At 45.3% G+C, this 25,132-nt stretch carries 29 protein-coding genes and 1 tRNA gene; 13 read left to right on the forward strand and 17 right to left on the reverse strand.

The window, feature by feature from the left end; genetic code table 11:
• Positions 1-17 precede the first annotated feature (17 nt).
• Positions 18-980, reverse strand: a complete 963-nt coding sequence (ric, locus tag BMZ54_RS28835) for an iron-sulfur cluster repair di-iron protein (protein WP_089920089.1) — start codon at positions 978-980, stop codon at positions 18-20.
• Between the two features lie 74 nt (positions 981-1,054).
• Positions 1,055-2,863, reverse strand: coding sequence for a hypothetical protein (locus tag BMZ54_RS28840; RefSeq protein ID WP_089920091.1), 1,809 nt, complete (start codon positions 2,861-2,863; stop codon positions 1,055-1,057).
• A 148-nt stretch (positions 2,864-3,011) separates the two neighbouring features.
• On the opposite strand from BMZ54_RS28840, the gene BMZ54_RS28845 reads away from it, so the two are divergent.
• From BMZ54_RS28845 to BMZ54_RS28885, 9 genes are all read left to right on the forward strand, one after another.
• Positions 3,012-3,470, forward strand: coding sequence for an RrF2 family transcriptional regulator (locus BMZ54_RS28845; protein ID WP_162277696.1), 459 nt, complete (start codon positions 3,012-3,014; stop codon positions 3,468-3,470).
• 232 nt (positions 3,471-3,702) lie between these two features.
• On the forward strand, positions 3,703-4,239 hold the full coding sequence (locus BMZ54_RS28850; RefSeq protein ID WP_089920095.1) for a flavodoxin domain-containing protein: 537 nt from the start codon (positions 3,703-3,705) through the stop codon (positions 4,237-4,239).
• Positions 4,240-4,448: 209 nt separating this feature from the next.
• Complete coding sequence (locus BMZ54_RS28855) at positions 4,449-4,961, forward strand: c-type cytochrome (RefSeq protein ID WP_089920097.1); 513 nt, start codon at positions 4,449-4,451, stop codon at positions 4,959-4,961.
• 24 nt (positions 4,962-4,985) lie between these two features.
• Positions 4,986-6,956 (forward strand): Sec-dependent nitrous-oxide reductase, encoded by a 1,971-nt coding sequence (gene nosZ / locus BMZ54_RS28860; protein WP_089920098.1) that lies wholly within the window; start codon positions 4,986-4,988, stop codon positions 6,954-6,956.
• 53 nt (positions 6,957-7,009) lie between these two features.
• A complete protein-coding gene (locus tag BMZ54_RS28865) occupies positions 7,010-7,579 on the forward strand; it encodes a hypothetical protein (RefSeq protein ID WP_202909391.1) in 570 nt (189 codons plus the stop codon).
• Between the two features lies 1 nt (position 7,580).
• Positions 7,581-8,015: a nitrous oxide reductase accessory protein NosL gene (locus BMZ54_RS28870; RefSeq protein WP_162277697.1), complete on the forward strand. Its 435-nt coding sequence runs from the start codon at positions 7,581-7,583 to the stop codon at positions 8,013-8,015.
• Positions 8,016-8,019: 4 nt separating this feature from the next.
• On the forward strand, positions 8,020-9,252 hold the full coding sequence (gene nosD, locus BMZ54_RS28875; protein ID WP_089920510.1) for a nitrous oxide reductase family maturation protein NosD: 1,233 nt from the start codon (positions 8,020-8,022) through the stop codon (positions 9,250-9,252).
• Positions 9,249-9,989 (forward strand): ABC transporter ATP-binding protein, encoded by a 741-nt coding sequence (locus BMZ54_RS28880; RefSeq protein WP_089920105.1) that lies wholly within the window; start codon positions 9,249-9,251, stop codon positions 9,987-9,989. The genes nosD and BMZ54_RS28880 overlap by 4 nt, the downstream gene beginning before the upstream one ends.
• Positions 9,973-10,740 (forward strand): ABC transporter permease subunit, encoded by a 768-nt coding sequence (locus BMZ54_RS28885; RefSeq protein ID WP_089920107.1) that lies wholly within the window; start codon positions 9,973-9,975, stop codon positions 10,738-10,740. The genes BMZ54_RS28880 and BMZ54_RS28885 overlap by 17 nt, the downstream gene beginning before the upstream one ends.
• Here the strand turns inward: BMZ54_RS28885 and BMZ54_RS28890 are convergent.
• The 3 genes from BMZ54_RS28890 to BMZ54_RS28900 form a co-directional block, all read right to left on the reverse strand.
• Positions 10,678-11,964, reverse strand: coding sequence for a hypothetical protein (locus tag BMZ54_RS28890; RefSeq protein ID WP_143081177.1), 1,287 nt, complete (start codon positions 11,962-11,964; stop codon positions 10,678-10,680). The genes BMZ54_RS28885 and BMZ54_RS28890 overlap by 63 nt on opposite strands.
• A 169-nt stretch (positions 11,965-12,133) precedes the next feature.
• Entirely contained in the window at positions 12,134-12,613 is a 480-nt protein-coding gene (locus tag BMZ54_RS28895; protein ID WP_089920112.1) for a pyrophosphohydrolase domain-containing protein, read from the reverse strand.
• An 11-nt stretch (positions 12,614-12,624) separates the two neighbouring features.
• The gene (locus BMZ54_RS28900) at positions 12,625-13,203 is read right to left on the reverse strand and encodes a TetR/AcrR family transcriptional regulator (protein ID WP_089920114.1); all 579 of its coding nucleotides are present in this window, start codon (positions 13,201-13,203) and stop codon (positions 12,625-12,627) included.
• A 163-nt stretch (positions 13,204-13,366) separates the two neighbouring features.
• Between BMZ54_RS28900 and BMZ54_RS33025 the strand changes: the two genes are divergently transcribed.
• Positions 13,367-13,537, forward strand: coding sequence for a hypothetical protein (locus tag BMZ54_RS33025; RefSeq protein WP_156093032.1), 171 nt, complete (start codon positions 13,367-13,369; stop codon positions 13,535-13,537).
• Between the two features lie 110 nt (positions 13,538-13,647).
• Positions 13,648-13,719: transfer RNA gene (locus tag BMZ54_RS28910), tRNA-Glu, on the forward strand.
• Positions 13,720-13,796: 77 nt separating this feature from the next.
• On the opposite strand, the gene BMZ54_RS28915 is transcribed toward BMZ54_RS28910, so the two are convergent.
• Positions 13,797-14,348 (reverse strand): dihydrofolate reductase family protein, encoded by a 552-nt coding sequence (locus BMZ54_RS28915; protein ID WP_089920118.1) that lies wholly within the window; start codon positions 14,346-14,348, stop codon positions 13,797-13,799.
• A gap of 189 nt (positions 14,349-14,537) precedes the next feature.
• On the opposite strand from BMZ54_RS28915, the gene BMZ54_RS28920 reads away from it, so the two are divergent.
• A complete protein-coding gene (locus BMZ54_RS28920; protein ID WP_238386717.1) occupies positions 14,538-15,344 on the forward strand; it encodes a sulfite exporter TauE/SafE family protein in 807 nt (268 codons plus the stop codon).
• Between the two features lie 12 nt (positions 15,345-15,356).
• On the opposite strand, the gene BMZ54_RS28925 is transcribed toward BMZ54_RS28920, so the two are convergent.
• From BMZ54_RS28925 to BMZ54_RS28970, 10 genes are all read right to left on the reverse strand, one after another.
• Positions 15,357-16,199, reverse strand: coding sequence for an SDR family NAD(P)-dependent oxidoreductase (locus BMZ54_RS28925; protein ID WP_089920120.1), 843 nt, complete (start codon positions 16,197-16,199; stop codon positions 15,357-15,359).
• 12 nt (positions 16,200-16,211) lie between these two features.
• Positions 16,212-17,297: an NAD(P)H-dependent flavin oxidoreductase gene (locus tag BMZ54_RS28930; RefSeq protein ID WP_089920122.1), complete on the reverse strand. Its 1,086-nt coding sequence runs from the start codon at positions 17,295-17,297 to the stop codon at positions 16,212-16,214.
• An 11-nt stretch (positions 17,298-17,308) separates the two neighbouring features.
• Complete coding sequence (locus tag BMZ54_RS28935; RefSeq protein WP_089920123.1) at positions 17,309-17,761, reverse strand: nuclear transport factor 2 family protein; 453 nt, start codon at positions 17,759-17,761, stop codon at positions 17,309-17,311.
• 1 nt (position 17,762) lies between these two features.
• On the reverse strand, positions 17,763-18,497 hold the full coding sequence (locus tag BMZ54_RS28940) for an SDR family NAD(P)-dependent oxidoreductase (protein ID WP_089920125.1): 735 nt from the start codon (positions 18,495-18,497) through the stop codon (positions 17,763-17,765).
• 63 nt (positions 18,498-18,560) lie between these two features.
• The gene (locus BMZ54_RS28945; protein ID WP_089920127.1) at positions 18,561-18,779 is read right to left on the reverse strand and encodes a tautomerase family protein; all 219 of its coding nucleotides are present in this window, start codon (positions 18,777-18,779) and stop codon (positions 18,561-18,563) included.
• A 10-nt stretch (positions 18,780-18,789) separates the two neighbouring features.
• On the reverse strand, positions 18,790-19,326 hold the full coding sequence (locus tag BMZ54_RS28950; protein ID WP_089920129.1) for a YceI family protein: 537 nt from the start codon (positions 19,324-19,326) through the stop codon (positions 18,790-18,792).
• A gap of 109 nt (positions 19,327-19,435) precedes the next feature.
• Complete coding sequence (locus BMZ54_RS28955; RefSeq protein ID WP_089920132.1) at positions 19,436-20,008, reverse strand: Crp/Fnr family transcriptional regulator; 573 nt, start codon at positions 20,006-20,008, stop codon at positions 19,436-19,438.
• Positions 20,009-20,051: 43 nt separating this feature from the next.
• The gene (locus BMZ54_RS28960; RefSeq protein ID WP_089920135.1) at positions 20,052-20,786 is read right to left on the reverse strand and encodes a hypothetical protein; all 735 of its coding nucleotides are present in this window, start codon (positions 20,784-20,786) and stop codon (positions 20,052-20,054) included.
• A 4-nt stretch (positions 20,787-20,790) separates the two neighbouring features.
• Positions 20,791-21,771, reverse strand: a complete 981-nt coding sequence (locus BMZ54_RS28965; RefSeq protein ID WP_089920137.1) for a hypothetical protein — start codon at positions 21,769-21,771, stop codon at positions 20,791-20,793.
• Positions 21,772-21,825: 54 nt separating this feature from the next.
• Positions 21,826-22,149, reverse strand: coding sequence for a DUF4870 domain-containing protein (locus tag BMZ54_RS28970; protein WP_089920139.1), 324 nt, complete (start codon positions 22,147-22,149; stop codon positions 21,826-21,828).
• Between the two features lie 227 nt (positions 22,150-22,376).
• On the opposite strand from BMZ54_RS28970, the gene BMZ54_RS28975 reads away from it, so the two are divergent.
• On the forward strand, positions 22,377-24,227 hold the full coding sequence (locus BMZ54_RS28975) for a helix-turn-helix transcriptional regulator (protein WP_089920141.1): 1,851 nt from the start codon (positions 22,377-22,379) through the stop codon (positions 24,225-24,227).
• 78 nt (positions 24,228-24,305) lie between these two features.
• On the opposite strand, the gene BMZ54_RS28980 is transcribed toward BMZ54_RS28975, so the two are convergent.
• On the reverse strand, positions 24,306-25,055 hold the full coding sequence (locus tag BMZ54_RS28980) for a hypothetical protein (protein WP_143081178.1): 750 nt from the start codon (positions 25,053-25,055) through the stop codon (positions 24,306-24,308).
• Positions 25,056-25,132: the final 77 nt, after the last annotated feature.

A 25,132-nucleotide genomic window follows, 5' to 3' on the forward strand; every position in this document is an offset into this window, starting at 1 on the left:
TCTTCAGGTAGTTTTTTTCAACGCAGCTGCTGGTCCTGTTCTTCTTCCAGCCGGATGGCCCTGGGAAACAGGATATTATTTTCCAGGTGTATATGCAGGAACAGGTCACTTTCAAATTCCTTCATCTTTTCAAAGAGATAAGCATAGGAATTACAGGCATCAGGCGGCAGGCTGTAGTTGTTGGAAAGGTCGCGGAAGAAACGCAGATCATCACCAGCTGCCTCATGCTCCTCTTCCATATTATCAATTGCAGCTGCTATTGAAACCGTACAGGCATCCGGTATTGCCGACAGACCTTGTCCCCTGCCGGCCAGCTGTTTAATTGCCGGGAACACGCTCTCTTCCTCTTTGGCCAAATGGCTTAACAGGTCATTCAAGAAAGCGCCGGTCCTGGCGGCCAGCTCTATTAATTCCGGATGTGTATTACCGTGATGCTGCGCTACTTTTTGCGCAAGGGCGCTGATGATCGCAGCATTATCTTTTACATACCGGTGATGTGTGTTAATGATATAGTCTGCCAGGAAGCCAGGATCCCATTGACTAAAATCCTGTAAGTGCGATGCAGGTGCTTTATCCGCTTCCTGTAACGCATGCTTTAATACCGCTTCGGAAATGCCTGCCTGCTCGCTGGCCTGCTTTAATGTTTTACTCCCTCCGCAGCAGAAATCAATTCCCATTTTCCGGAACACTTCAGCTTTGCGGTAATCGGCAGCAGCAAGAGCGCCTACGGTTTCCTCCTCTTTATCGTCCGGGATCTTCTCAATTTTCACCTCCCAGCTTTCAGGGCCGTGTTCCAGGTATTCCCAGGTAAAAATATTCCCCCTTTCTCCCAGCAGCTGGTAGTATAGTGGTTTAGGATCATGATCATTGTGAATAATAAAGCTCTCACCTGGCTGTAGTGCATCAAAGTAATTGAAAATAACAGGATGTTTCAGTCTTGGCTCAATCAGTGTAACATCCAGTGTTGATGTGGTAATCATATAAACTGGTTTATTTATTCTCAAAGATACAGCCAAATCAAATAAAAGACAAAAATGTCTTTTATTAAGTTGTTTTATTTTTCAGCAGGCATTACGCTACAGATGTCATAACCCTCTTTCATTTCATTCAGGCGTATTTCAGCTGCATTCAGTCCTGGTAAAAAACTTTTCTCCGTGATCACGGCTGCGGCGGATAACCCGCGATAATAAGCAATGCCATCGGCCAGCTGCCCGAAGAAGCCGTTATAATATTTCTTCTTTTGCATCAGCTGATCTGCTTTCTTATCCTCTACCAGCTGTTCTTCCAGGTAATCCAGGTACAGCCCCAGCTCGGTCAGGAACATATGCGGTCTTTCGCGGCCCTCCAGCAAATTGGTTCTTCCGTAAATATGATCCGTCATAGTTTGCAGGGAAACCTCCCTGTTAAAATGAATAATATTAGGTCCCGGACAAATATTCACTGCAGGAAGCTTTTTAAGAAAAACCCTGTTGTATTTTATAGCAGCGGCGTTGCTGAGGCCTACGCATAAACATTCTTTATCCAGCACCTGCTGCAGCTGATCCTGGTAGTCGTGCTCCGGTAGCGCCAGGGTTTGCAGCTGCGCGATCTTCATTTTTTGATATTGCCGGGAGGCAGTGCAAATGGGCTGTTCCGTGAACTCCGTATTAAAAGACAGGTGCTTTTCCGTGCAGGGGCTGCCGGGTTTACCCTCCCGGATGCGTTGCAATCTTTCTTCCTGGCCTGTGCTTCCTTTCAGATAATAGAATCTTACACCCATGGGCGAATGCCTGCTAAGCTCCAGGTCTTTTTGTTCCGCCTTACACAGCTGCTGCAGGGTAGCTGCATCTACTGTTGTAGCTTCCGGCACCAGCAGAAAGGGGGTGCCCCAGCCTGTGCTGTCCAGGTTATAATAGTTATGCAGCAAAGCATCTTCTGCAGCGGTACCTATTCCTCCCTGCGCTGAAATAGCCAGCTTAGGCGGATATTTAAATATCCTGAGGCCTTTGCTTTTCAGTGCCTGATTGTATAGTTCAAACAACGCGTTCACCAGCTCTATTTTGCGTGCTTTGAACTCATCGAGGATAGGGCCCATCAGGTATCCTTCCGATGGAAAGGCATGTCCGCCACAGTTCAGACCAGATTCGATCCTGAATTCGCTCACCCATATTCCTTTCTTGGCAAGATACTTTCCCTGGATAAGCGCAGAACGGAAATCGCTCACCTTTACTGTTATCTTTTTCCGGAAATTCCCGTCTTCATCGGCATTGAACTGTGGGCATTTTTCCAGGTAGTTGTAAAGTCTTGGGTTCATACCGGCGGAGAAAACAATGGAAGAATTGGAAAGATCACTGTTAACGTATCCTCTTAAAGCAGCTACAGCATCCGAGCCATCTTCAATAATCCGGCCATCATGATCGTAATTGTTCCTATCCGTTTTTGTCATGATGTTCACCTCAATGCTGCCTGGCTGCATTTGCGCGCGCAGTAAAGATTCCAGCCTTGCCTTTTCCGCAACACATTCTGTATTTACCATTTGCAGGTACAGCTGTTTCAACCGGCTGCTTTCCGGCAGCATCTCAAAGTATTTAACGATATCTGACCCGGCCTCAAATGCCATACCCTTCAGCTGCAACATCTGCTCTTTAACAATGCGGTTCATGAGGTTCAGGTAATCTGTGATCCTCCTGGCCCGGTAATCCGGCTCCTTTATGCTGATCGGTTCATAGACCTCCCCTATGGAGGGATAATAATGACTTCTCATCATTTCAATGAGGCGGTCTTCTATAATAGAGAGAACGGAAGTTATGCCAAAGCGGGCCACTTTAACAGGGCTGTCAATTGTATAGGCCAGCCCCATAACAGGGATATGAAATGTATGCATGTTTATTGAATTAAAGAAAAGCAAAACTAAATGTAAAAGAGGATAAAAATATCCTCAAATACGTTTCCTGATCAAAATCATATTTAATCGACCTGCCTTTGACCGGCACTTCTTTTATTATTATCTTGCAATGATTTCAATCAGGTATATGCTTTCCAAGACTGCAGAATATGCCCTCAGGGCTACTATATATATTGCGCAAAAAGGCACCGAAGACAACAAGCTGGGAATTGATGAAGTGGCCGAAGGGATTGACTCTCCGAAGTCATTTACCGCCAAGATCCTGCAGCTGCTCACTCAGAATGACCGGGTGGTAAGCTCGGTGCGCGGCCGCAACGGCGGATTTTACCTTACTGACCGTGCACGGAAGTTGCCTGTCAGGGCTATCCTGGAAGCGGTAGAAGAAGAGGAGGTGATCACCAAATGTGTGCTTGGCCTGAAAGAATGTTCTGAAACAAGACCCTGCCCCATGCACCTTCAATATAAAGCCATTAAGAAACAGCTGAAACAACTATTTGAAAAAACATCCATCCAGCAGCTGGTGGAAGAATCCAATAAAGGGAACCTCTTTATCAATAACCAGAAAGCCCCTAAAAAGCGGAGCTGAACGTATTGATCTTCACTATTTCCTCACAACTAAGATCCCTGATACCATAATGTATAACGGCTGCAGGCCTGTTATTCGAAGGCGCTGTTTGCAGGCTTGTTACGTGTAATAATGACGTTAACAGCGTTACATCTGCTGATTTTTTTTGCCTGGTAAATTATAAAAGGATAAATTTGTCCTTAATTATCCTACTTACTCATGCCACTATAAAAATCCAATAAAATATTAAGCTATGAATGGGTTCATCATTTACAGATCCAGGTACGGAGCTACCCGGCAGTACGCTGCATGGCTAAGCGCTGAGCTGAAGATACCGGCCATACCGCAAGAGCAGGCCACTCCGGAAATAATAGCAAATGCCGGCTTCCTCATTCTTGGAAGCAGCATATACATAGGCAAATTGCTGATGCGGAATTGGTTAAAACAACATGCCGCCCAACTGCAGAAAAAGAGATTGTTCATTTTCCTTGTAACTGCTACTAAGAAAGATAAACAGGAAAAGCTGAGAAGCTATGTACAGCAGAATATCCCAGCATGCTTTGAAGACAATTGCAGGTATTATTTTTTCCCGGGAAAAATAATCTATGATCAACTATCTCTCATGGATAAACTTAAAGTAAAGCTGGGAGGACAGATTGCAAAGCTAAGCAACAAGCCACTGAACATATCGGACTTTAACGATGTGAACCGGTCACATATCGGCGGGCTGCTAAGCGACATGCGGCTGCTTTATGCAATGGATAACCCGGTTAACCAGAAAGTGATCTGAGGAGCAGCTGATCTTCATCATGCCGGACAGTGATTAAGATCAGTACTGCCGTTGACCGTAAGCAACAGATTCCTTACTCACAGCAGATAGCTTTGTACGATCATACCTCCGGCTATAAAGTATATGATCTGTCAGGAGAATGCGCTATCGTTTGCCACAATCTGTTTCCATCAATAAATAATAAAGAAGTAACAACCTAAAAATAAGTTATGAAGCAAGTATCTCTTTTAGCATCAATAGCTATAGTAAGCCTTCTTATTTACAGCTGCGGTTCGGGTTCGAGCTCCGGCGCTGATTCCCAATCCTCCTCCGGCAGCGCTGCAGGCGATTCCAGCATGGTAGCCCCGGAAAATAAGACTGCCGGCCAGGGCGCTGCAGATGAAGCCAAAGGCAAAGGCAAGTTCACTGAAGTAAAACTTACCCACCCGCTTGACAAGGCCATGGTAGCCGGGGGCAAAACCGTATACGATGTAAAATGCGCGGCCTGTCATAAGCTTACCGGTGAAAAACTGGTAGGCCCCGGATGGAAAGGTGTTACGGACAGAAGAAAGCCTGAGTGGATCATGAATTTTGTAACCAATACAGATGAGATGATCGACAAAGACCCTGCAGCACAGGCCATGCTTGAACAGTGTATGGTGCGTATGCCCAACCAGCACCTGACGGATGATGAGGCCCGCCATGTACTGGAATACATGCGGGAAAATGATGGCAAAAATTAATCACACTCACCTTTATCTATATTTATGAAAAAAATATTCCTTCCGCTTTGCTTTGTAGCTGCAATAGCTTCCCTGCAAAGCTGCAAAATGAAGAACACCGCAGCTGCCGTACAGGGAGACGCTGATTCAAAAGTATACGTAGCTCCCGGTAAATACGACGAGTATTACAACTTTGTATCCGGTGGCTTCAACGGCCAGGTATCGGTTTACGGTTTGCCTTCAGGCCGGCTGCTAAAGCTGATCCCTGTATTTTCCATGTTCCCTGAAAATGGTTATGGCTATAGCGAAGAAACAAAGGCCATGCTGAATACCACTAACGGCCAGATCCCATGGGACGATCAGCACCACCTGGAATTATCGCAAACCAACGGGGAGCAGGATGGGCGCTGGCTGTTTGCCAATGCCAACAATACGCCCCGTGTGGCCAGGATAGATCTGAGTACCTTTAAAACGGTGGAGATCCTGCAAATGCCTAACAGTGCCGGTAACCACTCCTCCCCCTTCATTACAGAGAATACGGAATATGTAGTGGCAGGCACCCGCTTTTCCGTACCATTGGGTTCAGAGGATGTGCCCATCAGCTCATTCAAACAGAACTTTCATAGCACCGCCTCCTTTATTAGCGTAGATAAGAACTCCGGTAATATGGCCCTTGCTTTTCAGATAGTATTGCCGGGTATGAACCTGGATCTGAGCCATGCCGGGAAAGGGCCTTCACATGACTGGTTCTTCTTTTCCAGCTACAATACCGAGCAGGCCTATACGCTGCTTGAGGTGAATGCATCACAGAAAGACAAAGACTATATTATTGCCGTTAACTGGAAAAAAGCAGAAGAATACGCCAAAGCAGGCAAGGGCAAAAAGGTACCTGCAGAATATGCGCATAATACCTTTGATGAAGGAAAACAACTAGCCACTTCGGTTATTGAACACGATGTATTGTTACTGGATCCGAAAGATTGTCCGGATATGGTTTACATGATCCCCTGCCCTAAATCTCCGCATGGCTGCGACCTGGATCCTACCGGGGAATACATTGTGGGCAGCGGAAAACTGGCAGCATTGATCCCAGTGTTCTCATTCAGTAAAATGATTAAAGCCATCGGCGACAAACAATTTGAAGGAGATTTCCAGGGTATCCCCATCATAAAATATGAAGCAGCTTTATACGGCGAGGTGCAAAAACCTGGTCTGGGTCCTTTACACACAGAATTTGATGGCAAAGGAAATGCCTATACTTCCATGTTCCTTTCTTCAGAAGTGGTGAAATGGAGCTTAAAAGATCTGAAGGTACTGGACCGGGCGCCCACCTACTATTCTGTTGGGCACCTGATGATCCCCGGTGGAGACACTAAAAAGCCCTGGGGTAAATACCTGGTGGCATACAATAAAATAACAAAAGACCGGTTCTTACCTACTGGTCCGGAACTGGCGCAATCTGCCCAGCTTTATGATATATCCGGAGATAAAATGCAGCTGCTCCTGGATTTCCCTACTATCGGCGAGCCGCACTATGCGCAGGCTTTACCCGCAAGCTTAATACAGGGCAAGCAGGTGAAGTACTATGACATTAACAAGAATGGCAATGAGTTTGTAACGCTGGGTGAAAAGAAGGCCAATGTAGTCCGCAAAGGGAACCGGGTAGACGTGTACATGACCGCTATCCGCTCACACCTGGTACCTGATAATATTGAAGGGGTATCTGTGGGCGATGATGTTTACTTCCATGTTACCAACCTGGAACAGGACTGGGATATTCCGCATGGTTTTGCCATTAAGAACAACCCGAATGCAGAGTTGTTAATTATGCCGGGTGAAACCGTTACCCTGAAATTCACCCCGCAAAAGCAGGGCATCTATCCATTTTACTGTACGGACTTTTGTTCCGCCTTACACCAGGAAATGTCCGGTTACCTGAGAGTATCTCCCAAAGGAAGCAATACTCCCCTGAAATTCGGCACCGGTGTGGTAGCGGATACCAGCGCACAAAAATAAGATCAAGCACAAAAGGTACTGCATGACAGCAGTACCTTTTTTATCTGTTCATTATGAAGAAACTGACTAAACCGGGAAGAATAAGTATTGTGATCGCTATGCTGTTCCTGGGAACACTGTGGCTATTTCCTATGTGGCGGATTGACCTGCGGGCGCCGCAGTACCCTGGCGGACTATCCATGCAGATCTGGCTGAACGACGTAAAAGGCGATGTACCGATCATCAACGGATTGAATCATTATATAGGCATGAACGAGATCAAAAAAGAGGATTTCCGGGAATTTATTTTCCTGCCCATCACCATGCTGCTGTTTATCCTGCTGGGGATTGTAGTATTAATACTTAAGCGGAAACTCTACTATTATATCTGGACGGTCCTATTTATTTGCATTGCTGCCTTTTCATTTTATGACTTCTACATGTGGGAATATAATTATGGGCACCACCTCGATCCTCACGCCCCTATCCAGGTTCCGGGCATGTCGTACCAGCCTCCCTTATTCGGGTATAAGAAATTGCTAAACTTTGAAGTACTGTCCCAACCCGATGTTGGCGGATGGTTTTACATAGGAACAGGTGTTTTACTGGTTGCAATAACGATCTATGAATGGAAAAAAAAGTAACATGAAACAGGTACTACTGATAGGTATGCTTGGCCTCATTGGCCTCTCTGCCTGCCAACAGGAATTTGAGCCCATTGACTATGGCCATGATGCATGCGCACATTGTAAAATGACCATAATAGATAAGCGTTTTGCGGCAGAAATTGTAACAGAAAAAGGTAAGGCCTACAAATTCGATGACCTGGCATGTCTGTTAAAATATACCGAAGAAGAAAATTTTAACAGCACAGGAACCATATTATTTGTAAGCGATTATAGCAAACCAGATAATAGTTTCCTGGATGCACACCAGGCGGTATACCTGCATAGCGGAATATTCAAAAGTCCTATGAACGGGAACTTTGCAGCTTTTGCATCCGCTAAGGAGGCCGCTCCCTTTAAAGACAGCCTGCAGAATGACCTGTTAAAACTGGAAGACCTGGGACCAAATGAATAAGCCCATGAAACAAGTGCTGTTATTACACGCATTGCTGCTGTACGCCGCCACCGGAGGCTTTGCCGCCATTATAAAAGTACATGCTGCCGCCAACAGTATTCACCAGGCCATAGAGCAGGCGCATAGTGGCGACACCTTATTATTGCAACAGGGCTTTTACAGGGAACATGATATCCTGGTATCCAAAAAGCTGACGATAACAGGCCAGGGATTGCCGGTGATAGACGGAGAAAATAAATACCAGGTTTTTATTATTGCCGCCGATTCAGTACTCATACAGGGCTTGCAGATCCAGCATATAGGAAAAGGATCGGTTATAGATATGGCCGGCATTAAGATCATAAATGCAAAATGCGTTACTATCCGGAATAACCGCTTCATTAATAACACGTATGGTGTTTATCTGCAAAATTCTAACCGCTGTTATATTGTTAACAATACCATCCACTCAGATACCAAAGGTGAAATAAACGGCGGCAATGGCATACATGCATGGAAATGTGAGGGGCTGGGAATAAAAGGCAATTCCATATCGGGGCACCGGGACGGCATTTATTTTGAGTTTGTTACCCATTCATATATTGCTGATAACACCTCTTTTGAAAATGCACGCTATGGCCTGCACTTCATGTTCTCGCACAACGACCGCTATGCGCAGAACACCTTTATGGACAATGGTGCAGGCGTTGCCGTAATGTACTCCAGAGGCGTGGTCATGTATGACAATGCTTTTAACCATAACTGGGGCGACGCCTCTTATGGCCTTTTATTGAAAGAGATCACCGACAGTAAAATTGAGCACAACCGGTTTATAAAAAACACCGTGGGCATCCATATGGAAAGCACTACGCGGGTGGATGTGCGGCATAACCTTTTCAGTGAGAACGGATGGGGAGTGCGCGTACAGGCCAGCTGCAGCGGGAGCAATTTTGTTGAGAACAATTTCATCGGCAATTCCTTTGATGTAACCACCAATGGAACCATGATGCTAAATGTATTCAACCATAATTACTGGGACAAATATGACGGCTATGACCTGGATAAAAACAATGTGGGGGATGTATCCTATTACCCGGTAAGTGTATATTCAGTAATAACCGAAAAGATACCACCGGCAATGATCCTGTACCACAGCCTTCTTACCAATATCATGGAGCAGGTGGAAAAAGTAATGCCCAGCATTATTCCGGATATGCTGAAAGATGATCAGCCAATGATGAAAAAATTGAAGTTATGATCGAAATAACGCAGCTTACCAAAACCTTCAGAAAGTTTAAGGCTTTAGATGATATCAGCCTGCATTTTGAGCGTGGGCAAACCATTTCCTTATTAGGCCCCAATGGCTCGGGAAAAACTACGCTGATAAAATCCATACTGGGATTAGTGATCCCCGGAAAAGGAACGATCAAAATAAACGGAGCTGTAATAAAAGATCAGTGGGATTACCGCTCACAGATAGGCTATATGCCGCAGATAGGACGTTATCCTGAAAATATGACCATCGGCCAGGTTATTAAGATGCTCAAAGAGATCCGGAAAGATTGTAAGCGCTATGATGAGGAGCTGATCGAAGGATTTAATATACCCGCTGTTCAGCATAAAACAATGCGAAGCCTGTCTGGCGGTACACGCCAAAAGGTTAGCGCCTGCCTTGCCTTCCTTTTTTCTCCGGAGATCTTTATCCTGGATGAGCCCACCGCGGGATTGGATCCCGTAGCCAGCGAGCTGCTGAAAGATAAAATTATAAAGGAACGCGCCAACGGAAAGCTGATCCTGATCACCTCACATGTGCTCAGTGACCTGGATGATATTACCAGCCATATTGTATACCTGCAGGAAGGAAAGCTGCTATTGTATAAAACAGTGGAAGAGCTGAAAAAGGTAACCGGCCAGGAAAAGCTGAATAAGATCATTGCTGCGATCATGCAAAAAAATCACCCGAAAGAATGCCTGCACTATGAGAACAATTATTAAATATGTACTGTTTGACCTGCTGAGGAATAAAACAATTATTGTTTATGCGCTTATACTGGCGGCCATAACCATCAGCGTATCCGGTATGGGCGACAATGCTTCCAAAGGTCTTTTAAGCCTGTTAAACATTACGTTGTTATTTGTACCTATTATCAGCATTCTCTTTTCCACTATTTATTTCTTTAATTCCGTAGAGTTCACGGAACTGCTGCTGGCCCAGCCCATCAGAAGAAAAACCATGCTCCTGGCTCAGTACGCCGGCATTGCTATTGCGTTAAGTATTGCTTACCTGGCAGGAGTTGGTATTCCGGTATGTATACTTTATTATACCGCAGCTACCATTACACTTCTGGTAAGCGGGTTATTCCTGACACTGATCTTCTCTGCACTGGCTCTGCTGATCTTTGTATTGTTTAAAGACAAAACAAAAGGTATCGGCGCAGCCATCATTACCGCATTATTCTTTACCCTGCTCTTTGATGGGCTGCTGCTCTCCTTTATTTATTCATTCAGCGATTATCCGGTTGATAAGCCGTTATTAGGACTTATATCTTTAAACCCCGTTGACCTGGCCCGGGTATTGGTGCTGCTGCAATTAGATGTGGCAGTAATGATGGGCTACTCAGGCGCTTTGTTCAAGAAGTTCATGGGATCTGCCACCGGCAGCATCTATACGGTTATCTGTATGTTATGCTGGACGGTTATTCCTTTGATAATAGCTGCCAGGGTATTTAAGAAGAAGGATATCTGAGCGGGTCCTCAAACGCTTAATGGCTGCCGCAGCTATCACTGAAGCGCCGGTGAACAAACCAATGGCAGCGGCCCATAACAGCCACAGGTACAGGATGCTGTTTAACATGAAGATAGCAGGGAACCCCTGCATAGCCAATATGATTTCATTAGCGATCACGGCGACGGTGAAAATGATGATCCCGGGTACTGACAGGTCTCTGCCTGTTTCAAAATAACCTATGTGCAGCAGGTAAGCAAAAAGATAGAGGGTAACAAATCCCAGCATTACCAGGTGCAGGTAACCTATAATAACAGGCCTGTTACTGAATACCATCTCCCCTACTGCTGGAAAAACAATAAAAATTTGTACCGCGGTCTTAACCGCAAATGCGATCATTGATAATGTACCTATTCTTTTTGCAAACGGGCTTACTGTTTTAAGCGCTTCTTTTGCAGCCCGCATCATTACGATAAAACTAACCAGTGTAACAACCAGGCAACCGCAGCCTGCCACTGCAATGGCACGTATTACAGCATTTGGAAAATGCCACAGGTACGAAAGGGCCAGGGTAGGTAATACCGATACAGACAGGATCGTTGCAAAATGGTTCAGACTGCGTTCCGGAACCTTAGCGGAAGAATGGCCCAAATGATGAACGAACAGTGAGAAAACACCCAGCGTAAAGAAGCCGTTGTACTGCAGGTGCAAGTAAGTATAGATGGCATCTCTGTATAACAAGGTATTCACGGAATGCGATGCCATCATATAAGCCAGCGTAAACGGCCCTACTGACGAAAGCACCATCGCCACCAGTGACGAAACGGCTAATATAATTACAGGTTTAGGGGGCATGGCCTTTAAAAGATCTTTTATAAAAAACCAGCTAAATGCATAGGATACTAATATGGAAAGTGTAGAAAAGAGTATTGAAAAGAACGCGTATCCCTGGAAGGGGAAACTGAACAGCATTCCAACTGCGCTTAGCAGAATGCCTGCCAAAAGCCATTTGTACCGTAGCTGACTGCTATACTTTTCCGGGAGTACGCGGTAGGTCATTAATGTTAACAGGCCAAGACTTATCCATCCGGTAAATGCAAAATGTGAATGTGCGTGCAATAAGTTCCCGAAATTAATAGCAGGTATCGGGAATAGTATTTTGCTCCTGAGCAATAGCCCTAACAGCGCCACCACCGACAGGTTAATGAGCGCTATGGTCAGCCAGCTCCTTTCCCTCTTCAACATAACTATATTTTTATGAAATGTATTTTAGGATCTGTAAGGCTAAGTTATGACCATTCATAATAAAGGACAAATTTATCTTTTAATATTTCAGCGTTTATTCCTTCCTCAATTAAACGAACCTGTTTAGTATGGTGAGCTTTGATTGCAGGGCGCCCAATTCCGCGGCCTGTTATGCTTCTTTTCCGCCCAGGATGGATTTCAATGCCGGTGCGGAGTAATTCACAGACTTCAGGGTTTTATCATCCTCTGCACGGTAAATCACATACATGCCGTCTATTTCTTTATGGTAGGCTTCAGTATTTAAGTTAGCCCGGTAGTGCGCTATGGTTTCCGCGGCTTCTTCTGCTGTTTTGCAGGCTTTACTCATGTTGGAGCGGTGCACTTCATCAAACAGCTCGCAGAATTTTTCGCCCAGGCCAAACTCCAAAGCTGTGCCGGTAAGCACATATTGCAGGTCGCATAGGGCATCTGCCACCTCTACCAGGTCGTTATTGGCAATGGCATCCCTTAGCTCCTGCAGCTCCTCTTCAAAAAGCCGGATCCTTAATGCGCATCTTTGGGCAGATGGTATAACGGGGTTGGCCTCTATGGGTACTTTGAATGTATTATGAAAATCAGCTACCTGGGTCAATACTTTCAGATCTTTCATGGCTTTTTCGTTTATGCCTTTATTAAATGAATGAGCTGCATAGCCAGTGTGTGCAGCTGTGTTTTATCCTGGTACAGTAGATAATGCTGCCCCAGGCCACTAAAACTAGCCACTAATAATTGTGCCAGGGTAGCCGGATCTTTATCCGGGGTAATTTCCCCAGCCTCCTGCGCTTTGGTAAGCAGCTGACGGAAAAGGCTTACCAAAGCATCGTTATTATCTTTCAGCAGCGTGCGTACTTCTTTATCGGCCTCACAAAGCTCAAAGGATGATTTACCGATCATGCAGGCATGATGATCTGTCACCATTTTGTCCGCTACCTTATCTATAATATGTGTAATGGCTGCCATGGGCGACTGTTCATTAGCCGCTATACGCTGGTAATGCGCAAAGGTGCATTCAATATAATTACAAAGGCATTGTACAAACAGCTCGTGCTTACTGCCATAAGTGTTGTAGATGCTTCCGGGATTCAGGTCCATTGACCGTCCCAGGTCCGTAATGGAGGTGGCATGGTAACCTTTTTCCCAAAAGGTATCGCGGGCTTTTACCAACTTCTCATGCTGATCAAATTCGAGGCTACGTGGCATAATACCATAAAAATAAATATTTTTGAGCCTTCACCTGCATTCTCTTCACCCAATAAACCCACCGCCATGGAAAACCTGGGTAAGCCTTTTACCGGAGTTGCAAATTTCTTTTATCCCTGTTAGTGCTCATTTTTTTACCTGCCTGGACCTTGGCAGGCTGGCTATGCCTTGCCGTGTTTGGTACTGCTGCACAGCCTACCTGCTGCGGTATGACCGCTCCCTGCTGGCACGCCGGCTAAAAGCCGGGCCGGGTAAGGAAAAAGAAAAGGTGATGGTTGTGCGGATCCTGGATGAAGAGCGGCTTTTATCGGCACACCTGAACGGCTACCGGTAATATATGGGTAAAACAAGATACCAGCTGCTGCCCGGTGTGGTGAAAATGAAGGTATAAAAAATTTGCTTTTTACTATCTTTTACTTACTTTTGCCATCCCTTAAACGGAATGCCGCGTTGGTCAAGGGGTTAAGACGCATCCCTTTCACGGATGAATCACGGGTTCGATTCCCGTACGCGGTACAAGGAATCTGAAAGGTCGCCAAAGGCGGCCTTTTTTGTTGTAACCCGGTCCCCTATCATCTTCCTGCCATTCCCCCTCACTGTTTCAAATAATGAAGCGCCACACATCCCGATTTAAAATGTATGGTATTGGCCAGCTTTAGATCAAGTTTCTCCTGGAGGCTTCCCGCCTCCAGCAATGGTCTTCCCTTTCCCACGATCACCGGATGAACAACCAGGTTAAATTCATCGATAAGGCTTGCAGCAATCAACTCCGGAAGCAGGCTTACACTGTCTACTGAAATTTTTTTACCGGGTTGCTGTTTCAGCTTCAGGAGCTCTGCCGCAGGGTTGCTACGGATAATCCGCGTATTTGCGCCGGCGCTGTCCAATGATCGCGAAACAACAACGCTATCAATAGCGCTAAGCCTTTTCGCAAATCTATTTTCAGCTGCTGTGCCGGATTGATCTTCCGCAACATCGCTCCAATAGGGGAACATGAGCTGGTACATCACACGGCCAAAAAAGAGCAGGTCAACATCATCCATCATTTCTGTAAAATAATCCATCAGCTCTTCGCTTGGATTAAAAATAGTATGATCGCAGTAGCCGTCTATGCTAATGTTCATGCCAAATGTTACAGTTCTCATGTTATTAGTGTTTAAGCTAAAACTAAGTAAGGTCATTAAATATTATGAGGGTACTCCGCGACAAATAAAGGGTCTTTAACGCCAATCTCCCAATCCATCATCTGAATAACCTTACATTTTACTTCCCAAATAAAAAAATACAGCGCTGCCGTTATAATAGGTATTTTGACAAATTTAAGCGCGGGTGAAATGGAAATTCAGGGGCCTTCATGGCTTACTTTCCCGGCCGGACATTTTTTCGATGAGCTTATGTTTTCAACGCTTATATGCATAATAGGCATCAGCTTCTTAGCAACGCTGGTGCGCTCTACTTTCGGGTTTGGGGAATCCCTGATCGCCGTTCCCTTATTTGTGCTTTTTCTCCCGCTTAATGTAGCGGTTCCGTTATCCGTACTGATGTCCGTTTTTGTGGCATCTGTAGTTGTTATCCAGGATAACCGGGAGATCCATTTTAACAGTGCCAGGTGGCTGATCCTGTATGCCATGCTGGGCATACCGCTGGGCCTACTGATCCTTACATACGGGAACGAATACTGGGTAAAGATAATTTTAGGATTACTTATTATAGGCTATAGTACTTATACCTTACTGCTAAAGAACACACCACAGCTTGAACATGACAGCCGCTTCTGGCTGTTTACCTGCGGTTTTTTATCAGGTGTGCTTGGCGGGGCTTACGGTCTTAATGGCCCACCGCTGGTAGTGTACGGCAATATGAGAAAATGGAGCGCAAAACATTTCAGGGCCACCCTTCAGGCTTACTTCCTGCCTGCCAGCTTTATTGGTATTGTTGGTTATGCTATACAGGGTTTGCTGGGATTAGAAGTGATCAGATATTTTCTGTTTTGCCTGCCTGCTATAGTACCTGCTATTTTTCTGGGCAGGTATTTCAACCGTAAGCTACAGGATGGCTCATTCTTCAGATATATTTATTGGGGCTTGATCGCTATTGGTTTATTACTGATCATTTTTACCCTGTCGGGAATGAAGCATTAAAACTCCTTATAGTTAGATTTCAAAATCTACCGAAATAGTAAGCTCCCTCCAATCCTCTATCTCCTGCGTCATAACCTTAAGCTTTTCCGACGCCCGGCTATAGGCATCTTTCCCTAAGTACAGGTGCAGCGGCGGTTGTTCACTTTCGGATAATTGGATCAGTATTTCAGCCGCGCGGCCAGGGTCGCCGGGCTGTTTGCCGTTACCAGCCAGGTAGCGGGCCTGTGTGTCTTTTACGGCCTGGTAACCATCGATCCTGCTCTCCGTATAAGCCAGCGAGTTTTGGGTGAGAAAGCCGGTACGGAAACCGGATGGTTCAACTACCGTAACACGGATGCCGAATTCTTTTACATCCAAAGCCAGCACCTCCGAAAACGCTGCTACAGCGGCTTTGGTGGCTGCATATGCCGCCCAGCCGGGCGCACCTACAAAACCTGCAACCGAACCGATATTTATAATGTAGCCAAACCGTTGCAAACGCATTACCGGTAATATGCGCCTGGTTACGTTGATGGTTGCAAGCACATTCACGTCAAAGATCTTTTTAATGTCCTGCTCAGCTATCTCCTCAATGGTACCAGCCATGCCGTAACCTGCATTGTTCACCACCACGTCTATCTGCCCAAAGGCATCTATAGTTTGCCGTATAGATTCATCAATACAGTCCGGGTTATTCAGGTCTGCTGAAAGCGGCAGAAAACGTCCCGTATCTCTCAGGCCTACCGCTTCTTTCAGGAGCTGCGCATTACGGGAGGTGGCGGCTACACGGTAGCCATTTGCCAGCAGCTTTTTCACCAGGGTAAGTCCTAATCCCTGGGAAGCGCCCGTTACGTACCATACTTTTGATGTGTTCATGGTTTTAACTTTTTAGCGTGTATATGTTCCGGTTAGAGCGGTGGTTTCTTCAATGAGCGACTGCATCAGCGCAGCCGCTTTTTTGTGGCGTAATACCGGCGCTATCTGGCCGCCCCAGAAGAGTATCATATCATGTTTCTGCTGCTCCAGCGAAGCCTTACGCAATGATGACATGAAGTTGGTTTGCAGCGGGAATGGCAGGATCCTATCTTCCTTTCCTATCAGATCTTTGGCAATACGCGTAGTGATGCCCCTGCCTAAACGGCCGGTGAAGGCTCTTGACAGCGTAGTATATTTTGCAGCGTCAGAGAATAGCATTTCCCGGTGAATGGGCAGCGCGCCCGATTCATCACAGGCCAGGAAAGCAGTACCTATCTGCGCTGCATCGGCGCCCAGGGTAAGCGCTGCAGCTATCCCACGGCCGGTAGCAATACCACCTGCGGCAATGATGGGCAGCTTTACTTTTTCCCGGATCAGCTGCAGCAATACAAAAGTGCCTGTAGTGGATTGTTCAGCCGGGGCCAGGAACGACGGCCGGTGGCCGCCCGATTCAAAACCTGAGGCAATGATCATATCCACACCGGCATTTTCCAGCGCAATTGCTTCATCCAGCGTGGTAGCCGCTCCCACGGTTTTAATACCCAGCCTGCGGCACTGCTCCAGGATATACGCCGTGGGTATGCCAAACATAAAGCTGAATACTTTAGGCTTAATAGTTAGTATAACTTCCACCTGGTTCTCAAACCTCGATCTGAAAGGCGCCGGCTGTGGCGGCAGGGGTATGCCGGCTTCGTCAAAATAGGGTTTGAACAGCTGTGCAACTTTTTCATATTGTTCAGTGGTAACTGTACCATTCACCGCATCGGTATCTGAAACCCACAGGTTAATGTTGTAGGGCTTATCCGTAGCGGCTTTCAATTGCTGGTCCAACGCGTAGATCTCCTGCGGGCTCATAGTGTAAGCGCCATAGCCTCCCAGGCCGCCGGCATTGGATACCGTTGCTACCAGCTCAACGGACGACAATCCACCGCCAAAGGGTCCCTGCATAATGGGATACTGGATGCCTAAAATCTCACTTGCTTTTGTTTTGTACCACATGCCTTGCTATTTTAAAGATTAACGTCGCTGATCATTTTATTTACGATGAGCCATTTGCCATCAATTTTATGGAATGACAGGAACTCGTCATAATTAAACTCATACATTTTTACATGCACTTTAGCTACGGCGATAGAATTGATCACATCCACAGCCAGGATATCGCCCTTAAACGGTTTGCCCGAATCTTTGGGGCTTTGGCGGTGCGCCACGCCATCCAGGTACTGTTCCAGGGTTTTGGCGTAGGGCTGCCCCTTTACGTCGCCGAACAATAAGGTACCGGGATGGTACACCTGTGCTAACAGGCTCACGTCACCTTCATAGATCCCTTTGAAGTAAATGTTTTCCAGCGCCTGTGTAATGGCGGCTTTGTCTTGCAGATCGGTTTGCATTTTCTTTAGTTGTTGCGCTTTCAAACCCGGTACTATCCCGAACAGGAAAGCTGTTAACAAAATTGCTTTCATATCAGTTTAAATTATGGCCGGCGGCCATGCCACCATCCACATTAATAATGGCGCCATTGATAAAAGTGCTCTTAGCTACGGTATACACCATTTGCGCTACGTCTTCTACCTCACCCACGCGATTAAGCAGGTGCAGGCCAGCGCTTTTATCATCCTGTCCATTGTGCATAGGCGTGCGTATTACGCCCGGGGCCACGGTATTAATCCTTATATTACACTTGCCAAACTCCGCTGCCAGCTGAAGGGTAAGCGCATGAATGGCGCCTTTGCTGGACACCGCCGCACTGGCAGGCACCCCGCCAAAAGCATGGTTAACCATGGGCGTACCAAGGTTGATCACCACACCGTTCTGCTGTTTCAACATTTGCGGGATAACTGCCTGGGTGGTGAAATAGGTTCCCTTCAGGTTGGTACTTAAAAAATTATCGAGGTAAGCTTCATCCACTTCCAGGAAAGGTTTGGTGCCAAAGATCCCGGCATTATTCACCAGCACATCTGCCGAACCAAATTTTTCAACGGCGGTGGCTACCAGCTTTTCGCCGGTACGCTTATCACTCACATTACCCGCAACCATAGCCAGGTTGAGCCCTGCGCCAAGCTCCCGGTAAACCTGCTCCAGCTTTTCGGGGGTGGTGGAGTTAATGACCACATTATCGCCCCGCTCTAAAAAATAACGGGCCACTTCTTTTCCGATACCGGATGATGCACCGGTAACGATTATTGTTTGCTTTTTCATTGGAATAATTCTTTAAGTGAGCATGAAACCATTATGAGTTATCCTCATAATGGTTTCATGGCATTATTTCTTTTCGGCTGTTATGCCTTTTTCCCTTAAAACAGATACCTGCTCCCCTGCATAGCCCCAGTCATCCAGGTCTATTTCCTGGATCACCACGTGGGTAAGATGAGGGTCCTTATTCAGCGTGCTGGTAATAAGGTCAGTAACGCCTTTTATTAACTGCTGTTTTTGTTCACGGGTAACGCCTTCACGGGTCACCTCTATTTTTACATATGGCATGGCTATGGTTTTAAGCTAAGACATTTTCTTTGGCAGCTGTAGCAGTGATATTCACCTGCAGCTCAAAATCATTATAGATCAGGATATCGCCCAGGTCCTTGAAGAAGCTTCCTGAACGGAACTTCATACCGTATTGGGTGCGGTCCACTACAATAATACCTGATGCGGTCATCACATCGCCCGAAAGATTGATCTGCGCATCAAAACTGATAGGATGCGTACTGTTTTTTATGGTGAGGTCACCTTCAATATGGGCGCCATTTACTGAGGTGATGTTAAATATTGCCTCGGGATATTGCGCTGAGCTGAAGAAATCATCCGAAGCCAGGTGCCCGGCAAACTGCGCATTGGTGGCGGGGTCCGTTATGTCCAGTATTTTGATGGAGGTGGTATCAGCAACAAACCTGCCGCCAGTCAAACGGTCATTATCAAATAATAATGAACCTTCTTTGATGCCGATGGTGCCATTATGCGCACCGGTTACTTTACGGCCCACCCAATCAATGTTGCTTTGGGTGCTTACGATATTAAATTTTTTAGTTTCCATTTTCTTTATGTTTTAATGACAACACAAAGGTGGAGCGGAATAACGAGGAAAGCATGTGACCTGCATCACATTTATAATAGTGCACTGTTTATGTGATCCACATCACATTTCAACCATGGTAGAGGCGGCTTAGTGTTTCGCGGGAAACACCCAGGTAAGCGGCGATAAGTTGTTTGGAAACGATATTATATAACTGTGGATAGGTATTAAGCAGCTCTTCGTACCGGTGTTTGGCATCGTTGTTCATGAATAATAAAAGCCGTTTCTGTGCTGCTACATAACCTTTATTGGTACGCCAGCGAAAGAAGTGTTCAACCGCATGGATCTCGCTGCACAGCTTTTCGCGGTCGGCGTTGGATATGCAAAGGACTTCAGCATCCGTAATACAATCTACACTAATGGTAGCCTTAATATCATTATATAAAGCATTATAGTCGGATGCCCACCAGCCAGGCATAGCAAACTGGAGGATGAACATTTTCAGATCGTCGTTAATATAGAATGATTTCAGGCAACCGGCTGTTACAAAGTATTCGCAGCTCACCTTATCCCCTTCTGCAATAATGACCTGGCCCTTTTTAAAGGACATGGGTTTGAAATGGGAAAACACATAACTAAACTGCTCGTCGTTAAGATCAATTATTTTTAATAAATGGTCCTTCAGAATAGTTTCAGCATTCATGAACCGAAGTTATTAATTAACTCCTGATCATCCTAATCGGCTATCATTCCTGCCGGAAGCTTTTTAGGCTTCCATCTTCATTAAACTGTATATCATAACGCTCACGGGCGCCATTGATAGTTCCCGGGAACCAGCGCATCCTTCTATCCCAGATGGATACATAAACAGAGCCCAGTGGTTTTGCGCCCTCTACTTCAGCAGCTTTCTCATTATAAATCCGGGCTACCCTGGCTGCATTGGCAAAGCTGATCCTGTCTAAAGAAACCAGCTTACTGTCTACATCATCATGTAAGAATATTTGCGCAGGGGTAGGCGCAGACCATTTTCCATCGCTGTACGTGTAATTGTCTACGTATTTAGGGTTTTCAGGATGCCGGAGCATCAACATTATATTTCCATCCCCATAAAAATGAACGGAACGGTAAATGAAGATCTCCTTACCGGCAAATTGCGGCAGGGCTCTTAAAGCCTTTTCAGCCTTTTTTAGGCGGGTCGTGTCTGTTAAGAATTTTTTGCTTTCCCTGGTGGGAGCATGAGTATGGGTGGTGGAAGTTGAAGTATGTGTTTCCGTTGATATATGTGTTTCTATTTTTATACTAATGCTTTCCTGTTGTGTTGCCACCGGTTTAGCCGAACTATCAGCAACAGCCTGCTTTTGAACCTGCCGGCTTAGGGCAGCACTATCCGGTTTAAAAGTTTCCTCTACACTTTTTAATACCTGTTTGCAGCCGGAACTGCACAGGGCCAGTATAATAATAACGGCGCGTAATGCCTTCATAAGTTCAGCTTAATTCATTTAGATCGCTCGCAAATGCTATTTTTTCCGGCTTCTCTTTGAGGTAATAAATAGATACATATTCCTGCTTAAGGGTATCCAGCTCAAGCAGGCCTATGATTTTCTTCAGGCTTGCGTGATGAGTCCTTTTCAGGTGATCGGTATATTCAAGGTCGAATTTTATCTGTGGCTGATCATTAATGTAAGTACCGGTTTGGCTGGCTTTCAGTAAGCGGGCATCGGTTCGTATGCCTTTAAACTTAATAGATACTGCATCACCGGGCTTACCAGCTATTTTATAGTAAATAAGTGTGATGATAATGCGGAGAAATAAAAGGATGGCCGGGCAAACGATCAGCGGGTGACCCAGGCTCATAAAACGCCATCCCATACCTTCACTTTCTAATAAATAGGAAAGGCCATAATAGACAATTACCAATGCAGTAAGCGCTAACCAGCCTAAGCTGATTAGCGCAATAGCTGCTTTTTTAATAGTGGCCTCTGAAGTTGCAAAAATGAAATAAGGCTCATGCTTTACTTCTTTATCAAGTAACAGCTCAATCTTTTTTCCCACTTCAAAACGGCGTTCATAAGGCTTGGCGTCATTTATACTTGCTTTTTGTAAAATTTCGGCGCCTACCAGGTTTTTAAATGACAGGCTAAGATCATAGGCATCGTAACCGGCATTGGGCTTTGATGTTTTTGTTACGGCCATGATCTTAGCTTCCCGTGGTATCCCCTTCTCTTTCAGGTAGGTGATATTCCGCCTGGCAATAAAAATATTTATGATCCATTTACGGAAATATCCTGCCAGCACTACGATCCAGATCACCACAGATGCGGCTACAACACCCAGCGCAAACCAGGGGTCCCTTTCCCGGAGGTTGGGTGCATATTCACTTTTGATGTTGTAATACAAAAGCATGGGAAGGACAATCGCAAAAAACACCGCGTTAAGTGCCGCGAATAATAAAAAGCCACGTTTCATTGTCAGCCCGGATGGATTTAGTTAAGGGGTGATGGATATAAAGGCCAGCGGCGACTACCCAATGAAAGAGAACTTATACTCGAACATTTTACCAATTACCGGGATGGGTTTTTGCGCACCGTTGGCGGCATTAATAATACCCATTACCCAAAGCACGAAAATAACCAGGCCTATCATGCTCAGAAAAGACAGGGAAGGCACTACAGTGGCGATCACGCTTAATATTACATTTAATATAATACTTACAATGGCCAGTCCCAATGCCTGCCGCAGGTGATATTTCAGCAGGGGATCTGCCTTTTCTTTTCCACTAAAATAAGCAACGGCCCAGCCGATAAGCGTGATGTAGGAAATAATGGATAGTGTTTTGCTGTTCATAAGGCTTAGTTTTTTAAGTTTAAAATTGCCTGCACAAAACTGGGTTTAGTCAGAGGCCTTTCCAAATATCAGCCTGCTACAGAGCATCTACACCAGGCTAAAATGCCGTCTACAATGCGTCTACAGTAATTTCAAATACTTGTTTATCAAATTGTTATAACTTCTGTAGACGTAGACTTTTTTGTCCGGGCGGGCGGGTCTTTTAATCTTTATACTACTTTTGCGGTATGAAATATATCGGAGTAAAAGGTGTATTCTTTTGGATAGGTATCAGCTTATATTGTTTCATAGCTACTGCGCAAACTTCTTCACCGGACCGTTCACAACCGGCTGCCGGGTCAGGCCAGAGGGAGCAAGCCGCCCGGCTTACCCACCTGGCAGAGGCTTATCGCATAAACGAAAATTATCCATCCGCTATAGCAACAGCACAACAGGGCGCGGGCATTGCCCTGAAGCTGAATGATCTTACCGCAGCCACCAGGGCCTATACGGTGCTGGTTAATATTTACGCCAATACCAAGCAGTTTGCCATATTGAAAAAAACAAGCGACACCGCGCTGTCCATTGCCCAAAAGGCGCGTACCCCTATTGCCATGGCTTATGGTTATTACACCCAGGCCTTGTTATATAATGCGCTGGATAATGCCGATTCCGTAACCAACTACGCTCAATTGGGCCTTAAGGCACAGGGGCAACACCCGGAACCTTATATCTCCGCTAAAATATATTACCTCCTGTATGCCTTGAACACCCTGTGGGATGATGTGCAGAAAGTGAATACCTATGCGCAGAAAGCTACTGAAAATGCCCTGCAAACCGGTGATTATAACCTGCTAAGTAACTGCTACATAGCGCAATCAACCGCTGCTGATTATAACTATCAAAAATCCCAAAGCACAGACCAGCGGGATCTTATTATTTATTATTTAAGAAAAGTTGAAGATCTGCATCAGCAACACCCTAAGGAAGTAGCACAAAAAACCTATGCGATAGCCTGTATAAACAGCGCTGATTATTATTTAAGAAATTTTCCCGCAACAGACGAAAAGGCGAAGGCAAATGCCATTCAATATGCCAACATGGCCAAAACAGCCGCAAAAAGTACTTTATACGGACAGGAAATTATGGCCAGCAGCCTGGGTATCTTAAGCGAATACGCTAAGCGGGATAAAAAAACAGCACTGGAAGAAAATTATTTGCTGGAGGCTTACACCGTAATGCAAGACCAGAAGGACCCTTATTATTACACCCTTATAAATGTAGTAACAGCGCTGGCCAACCTTTATGAGAAAAACGGGAATTACCCCAAAGCCCTGGAATTTCAGAAAAAGATACCTGAATATAAAGCCAAGCTCTTTGACCGGCAGCAGGCGCTGAATGCCCAAAAGCTGGAAATACAGTACGAAACCGAAAAAAAAAATAACGAAGTACTAATGCTAAAGCAGCGCGAGCAATATAGCCGCATGCAGAACTACTTCTATATTGGCATTGCCGCCGTTTCTTTACTAGGCCTCATCTTTATGTTCCGATCCTACCATTTCAGGCTGCGGTATTCACTGCAGCGGGAAAAACAGCTGCAGCTGGAAAAGCAGGAAGCTGAATTGCAGATGAAGCTGGAAAAAGAGGAGCAATCCAGGTTAAAGGCCGAACAGCAGCTGCTGGAAGCCCAGCAACAACAACTGCAAAAAGAAGCCATGGCCAACCTGCTGCAATTGGAGCATAAAAAAGAGATGTTATTGCAGATCAAAGAAAAAATTAATGATAACGACCTCTTAAACATCAATAAGATCTGGAATGAGGAACAGCTGCTGGATAATGATTTTGAAGATGTGAAACTACAGATCCAGCAGGTACACCCCGATTTCTTTTACCTGTTAAATGAAAGAACCCAGCAAAAGCTTACCCCTCTTGATCTGAAGCTGTGCGCTTACCTGCACCTTAAGATGGATACAAAGAAGATTGCCCAAATTCTGCATATTGAGCCGAAGAGTGTGCGTATGAGCCGGTACCGGATCAAACAAAAGCTGGGATTAGGGAAGGAGGAAGATTTGAATGTTTTTTTGCAGAATTTGGGATAAGCTGCCTATTTAGACCGGCAAAACCAATTGTGCCAGCAAAAGTGCTGTGATAAAGAGTAAACATTTGGGCATGTATGCTTATTGTATGATGTAAGGCCTGGACCCATCATTAGGATAGGCTACTTTTATGTCTTCTCTATACTTAAGTCCTGCCCACACATAATTGTCCTCATTATATTGCTGTGTCATGGTTTCATCAATGATACAGCTGTCTTTAAATGAATAAATATAAAATGGGAAATATACGCCAATCCGGGCGTTTATACTGTCAATATCCATATACATTTCACCCTCATTCCTTCCTAACAGCTCAGCTTTTCCATCATTATCAAAGTCTGTTAGCTGAAGAGGATTGTCAAGGTGATCGTCAAAAACCAATTTAGCTTTATTATCCCGGATCCGGATAATAGAGAACTCCCCACGCCCTGCACCATAGATATAGCCAAAAAGGAATATCAAAGTCTGCCCCGGTTCTTTATGAATAAAAACCTGTTTTGAGGGCACCTCATTCTTAGTAACAGCTAGGAACGAACTATCAACTAAATCCCAAACATCCTTAGCCTTAAAAGATTGTTGGTGCATTCCATTAAATGAAATAGTGATCGTTTGAAACAGACCAGGATCGCCTTCTGCGGGCGGCGTTGTTAAAGTAATGGTATCCGGCCTGTTGTCATTATTCAGGTCATAAATGACCCGTTCAACATCTTCCCGGATAGCCGTTGCTACTACCGGGGTATCAATTTTCACTTCGTTTGCATTGTTTTGCCGAACCCTTTGCGTGCATCCTAAGAATAGCATCCCTGCTATTAATAATGGGCATAATTTCATAAGTATGTTTATTGTCCTGACCTGTATATCTGGCAATTGTCCCAAGCATTAAAATTAAACAAAATGCGTTTATGCCG

The organism is Chitinophaga rupis, from assembly GCF_900109685.1.
Taxonomy (GTDB): Bacteria; Bacteroidota; Bacteroidia; order Chitinophagales; family Chitinophagaceae; genus Chitinophaga; species Chitinophaga rupis.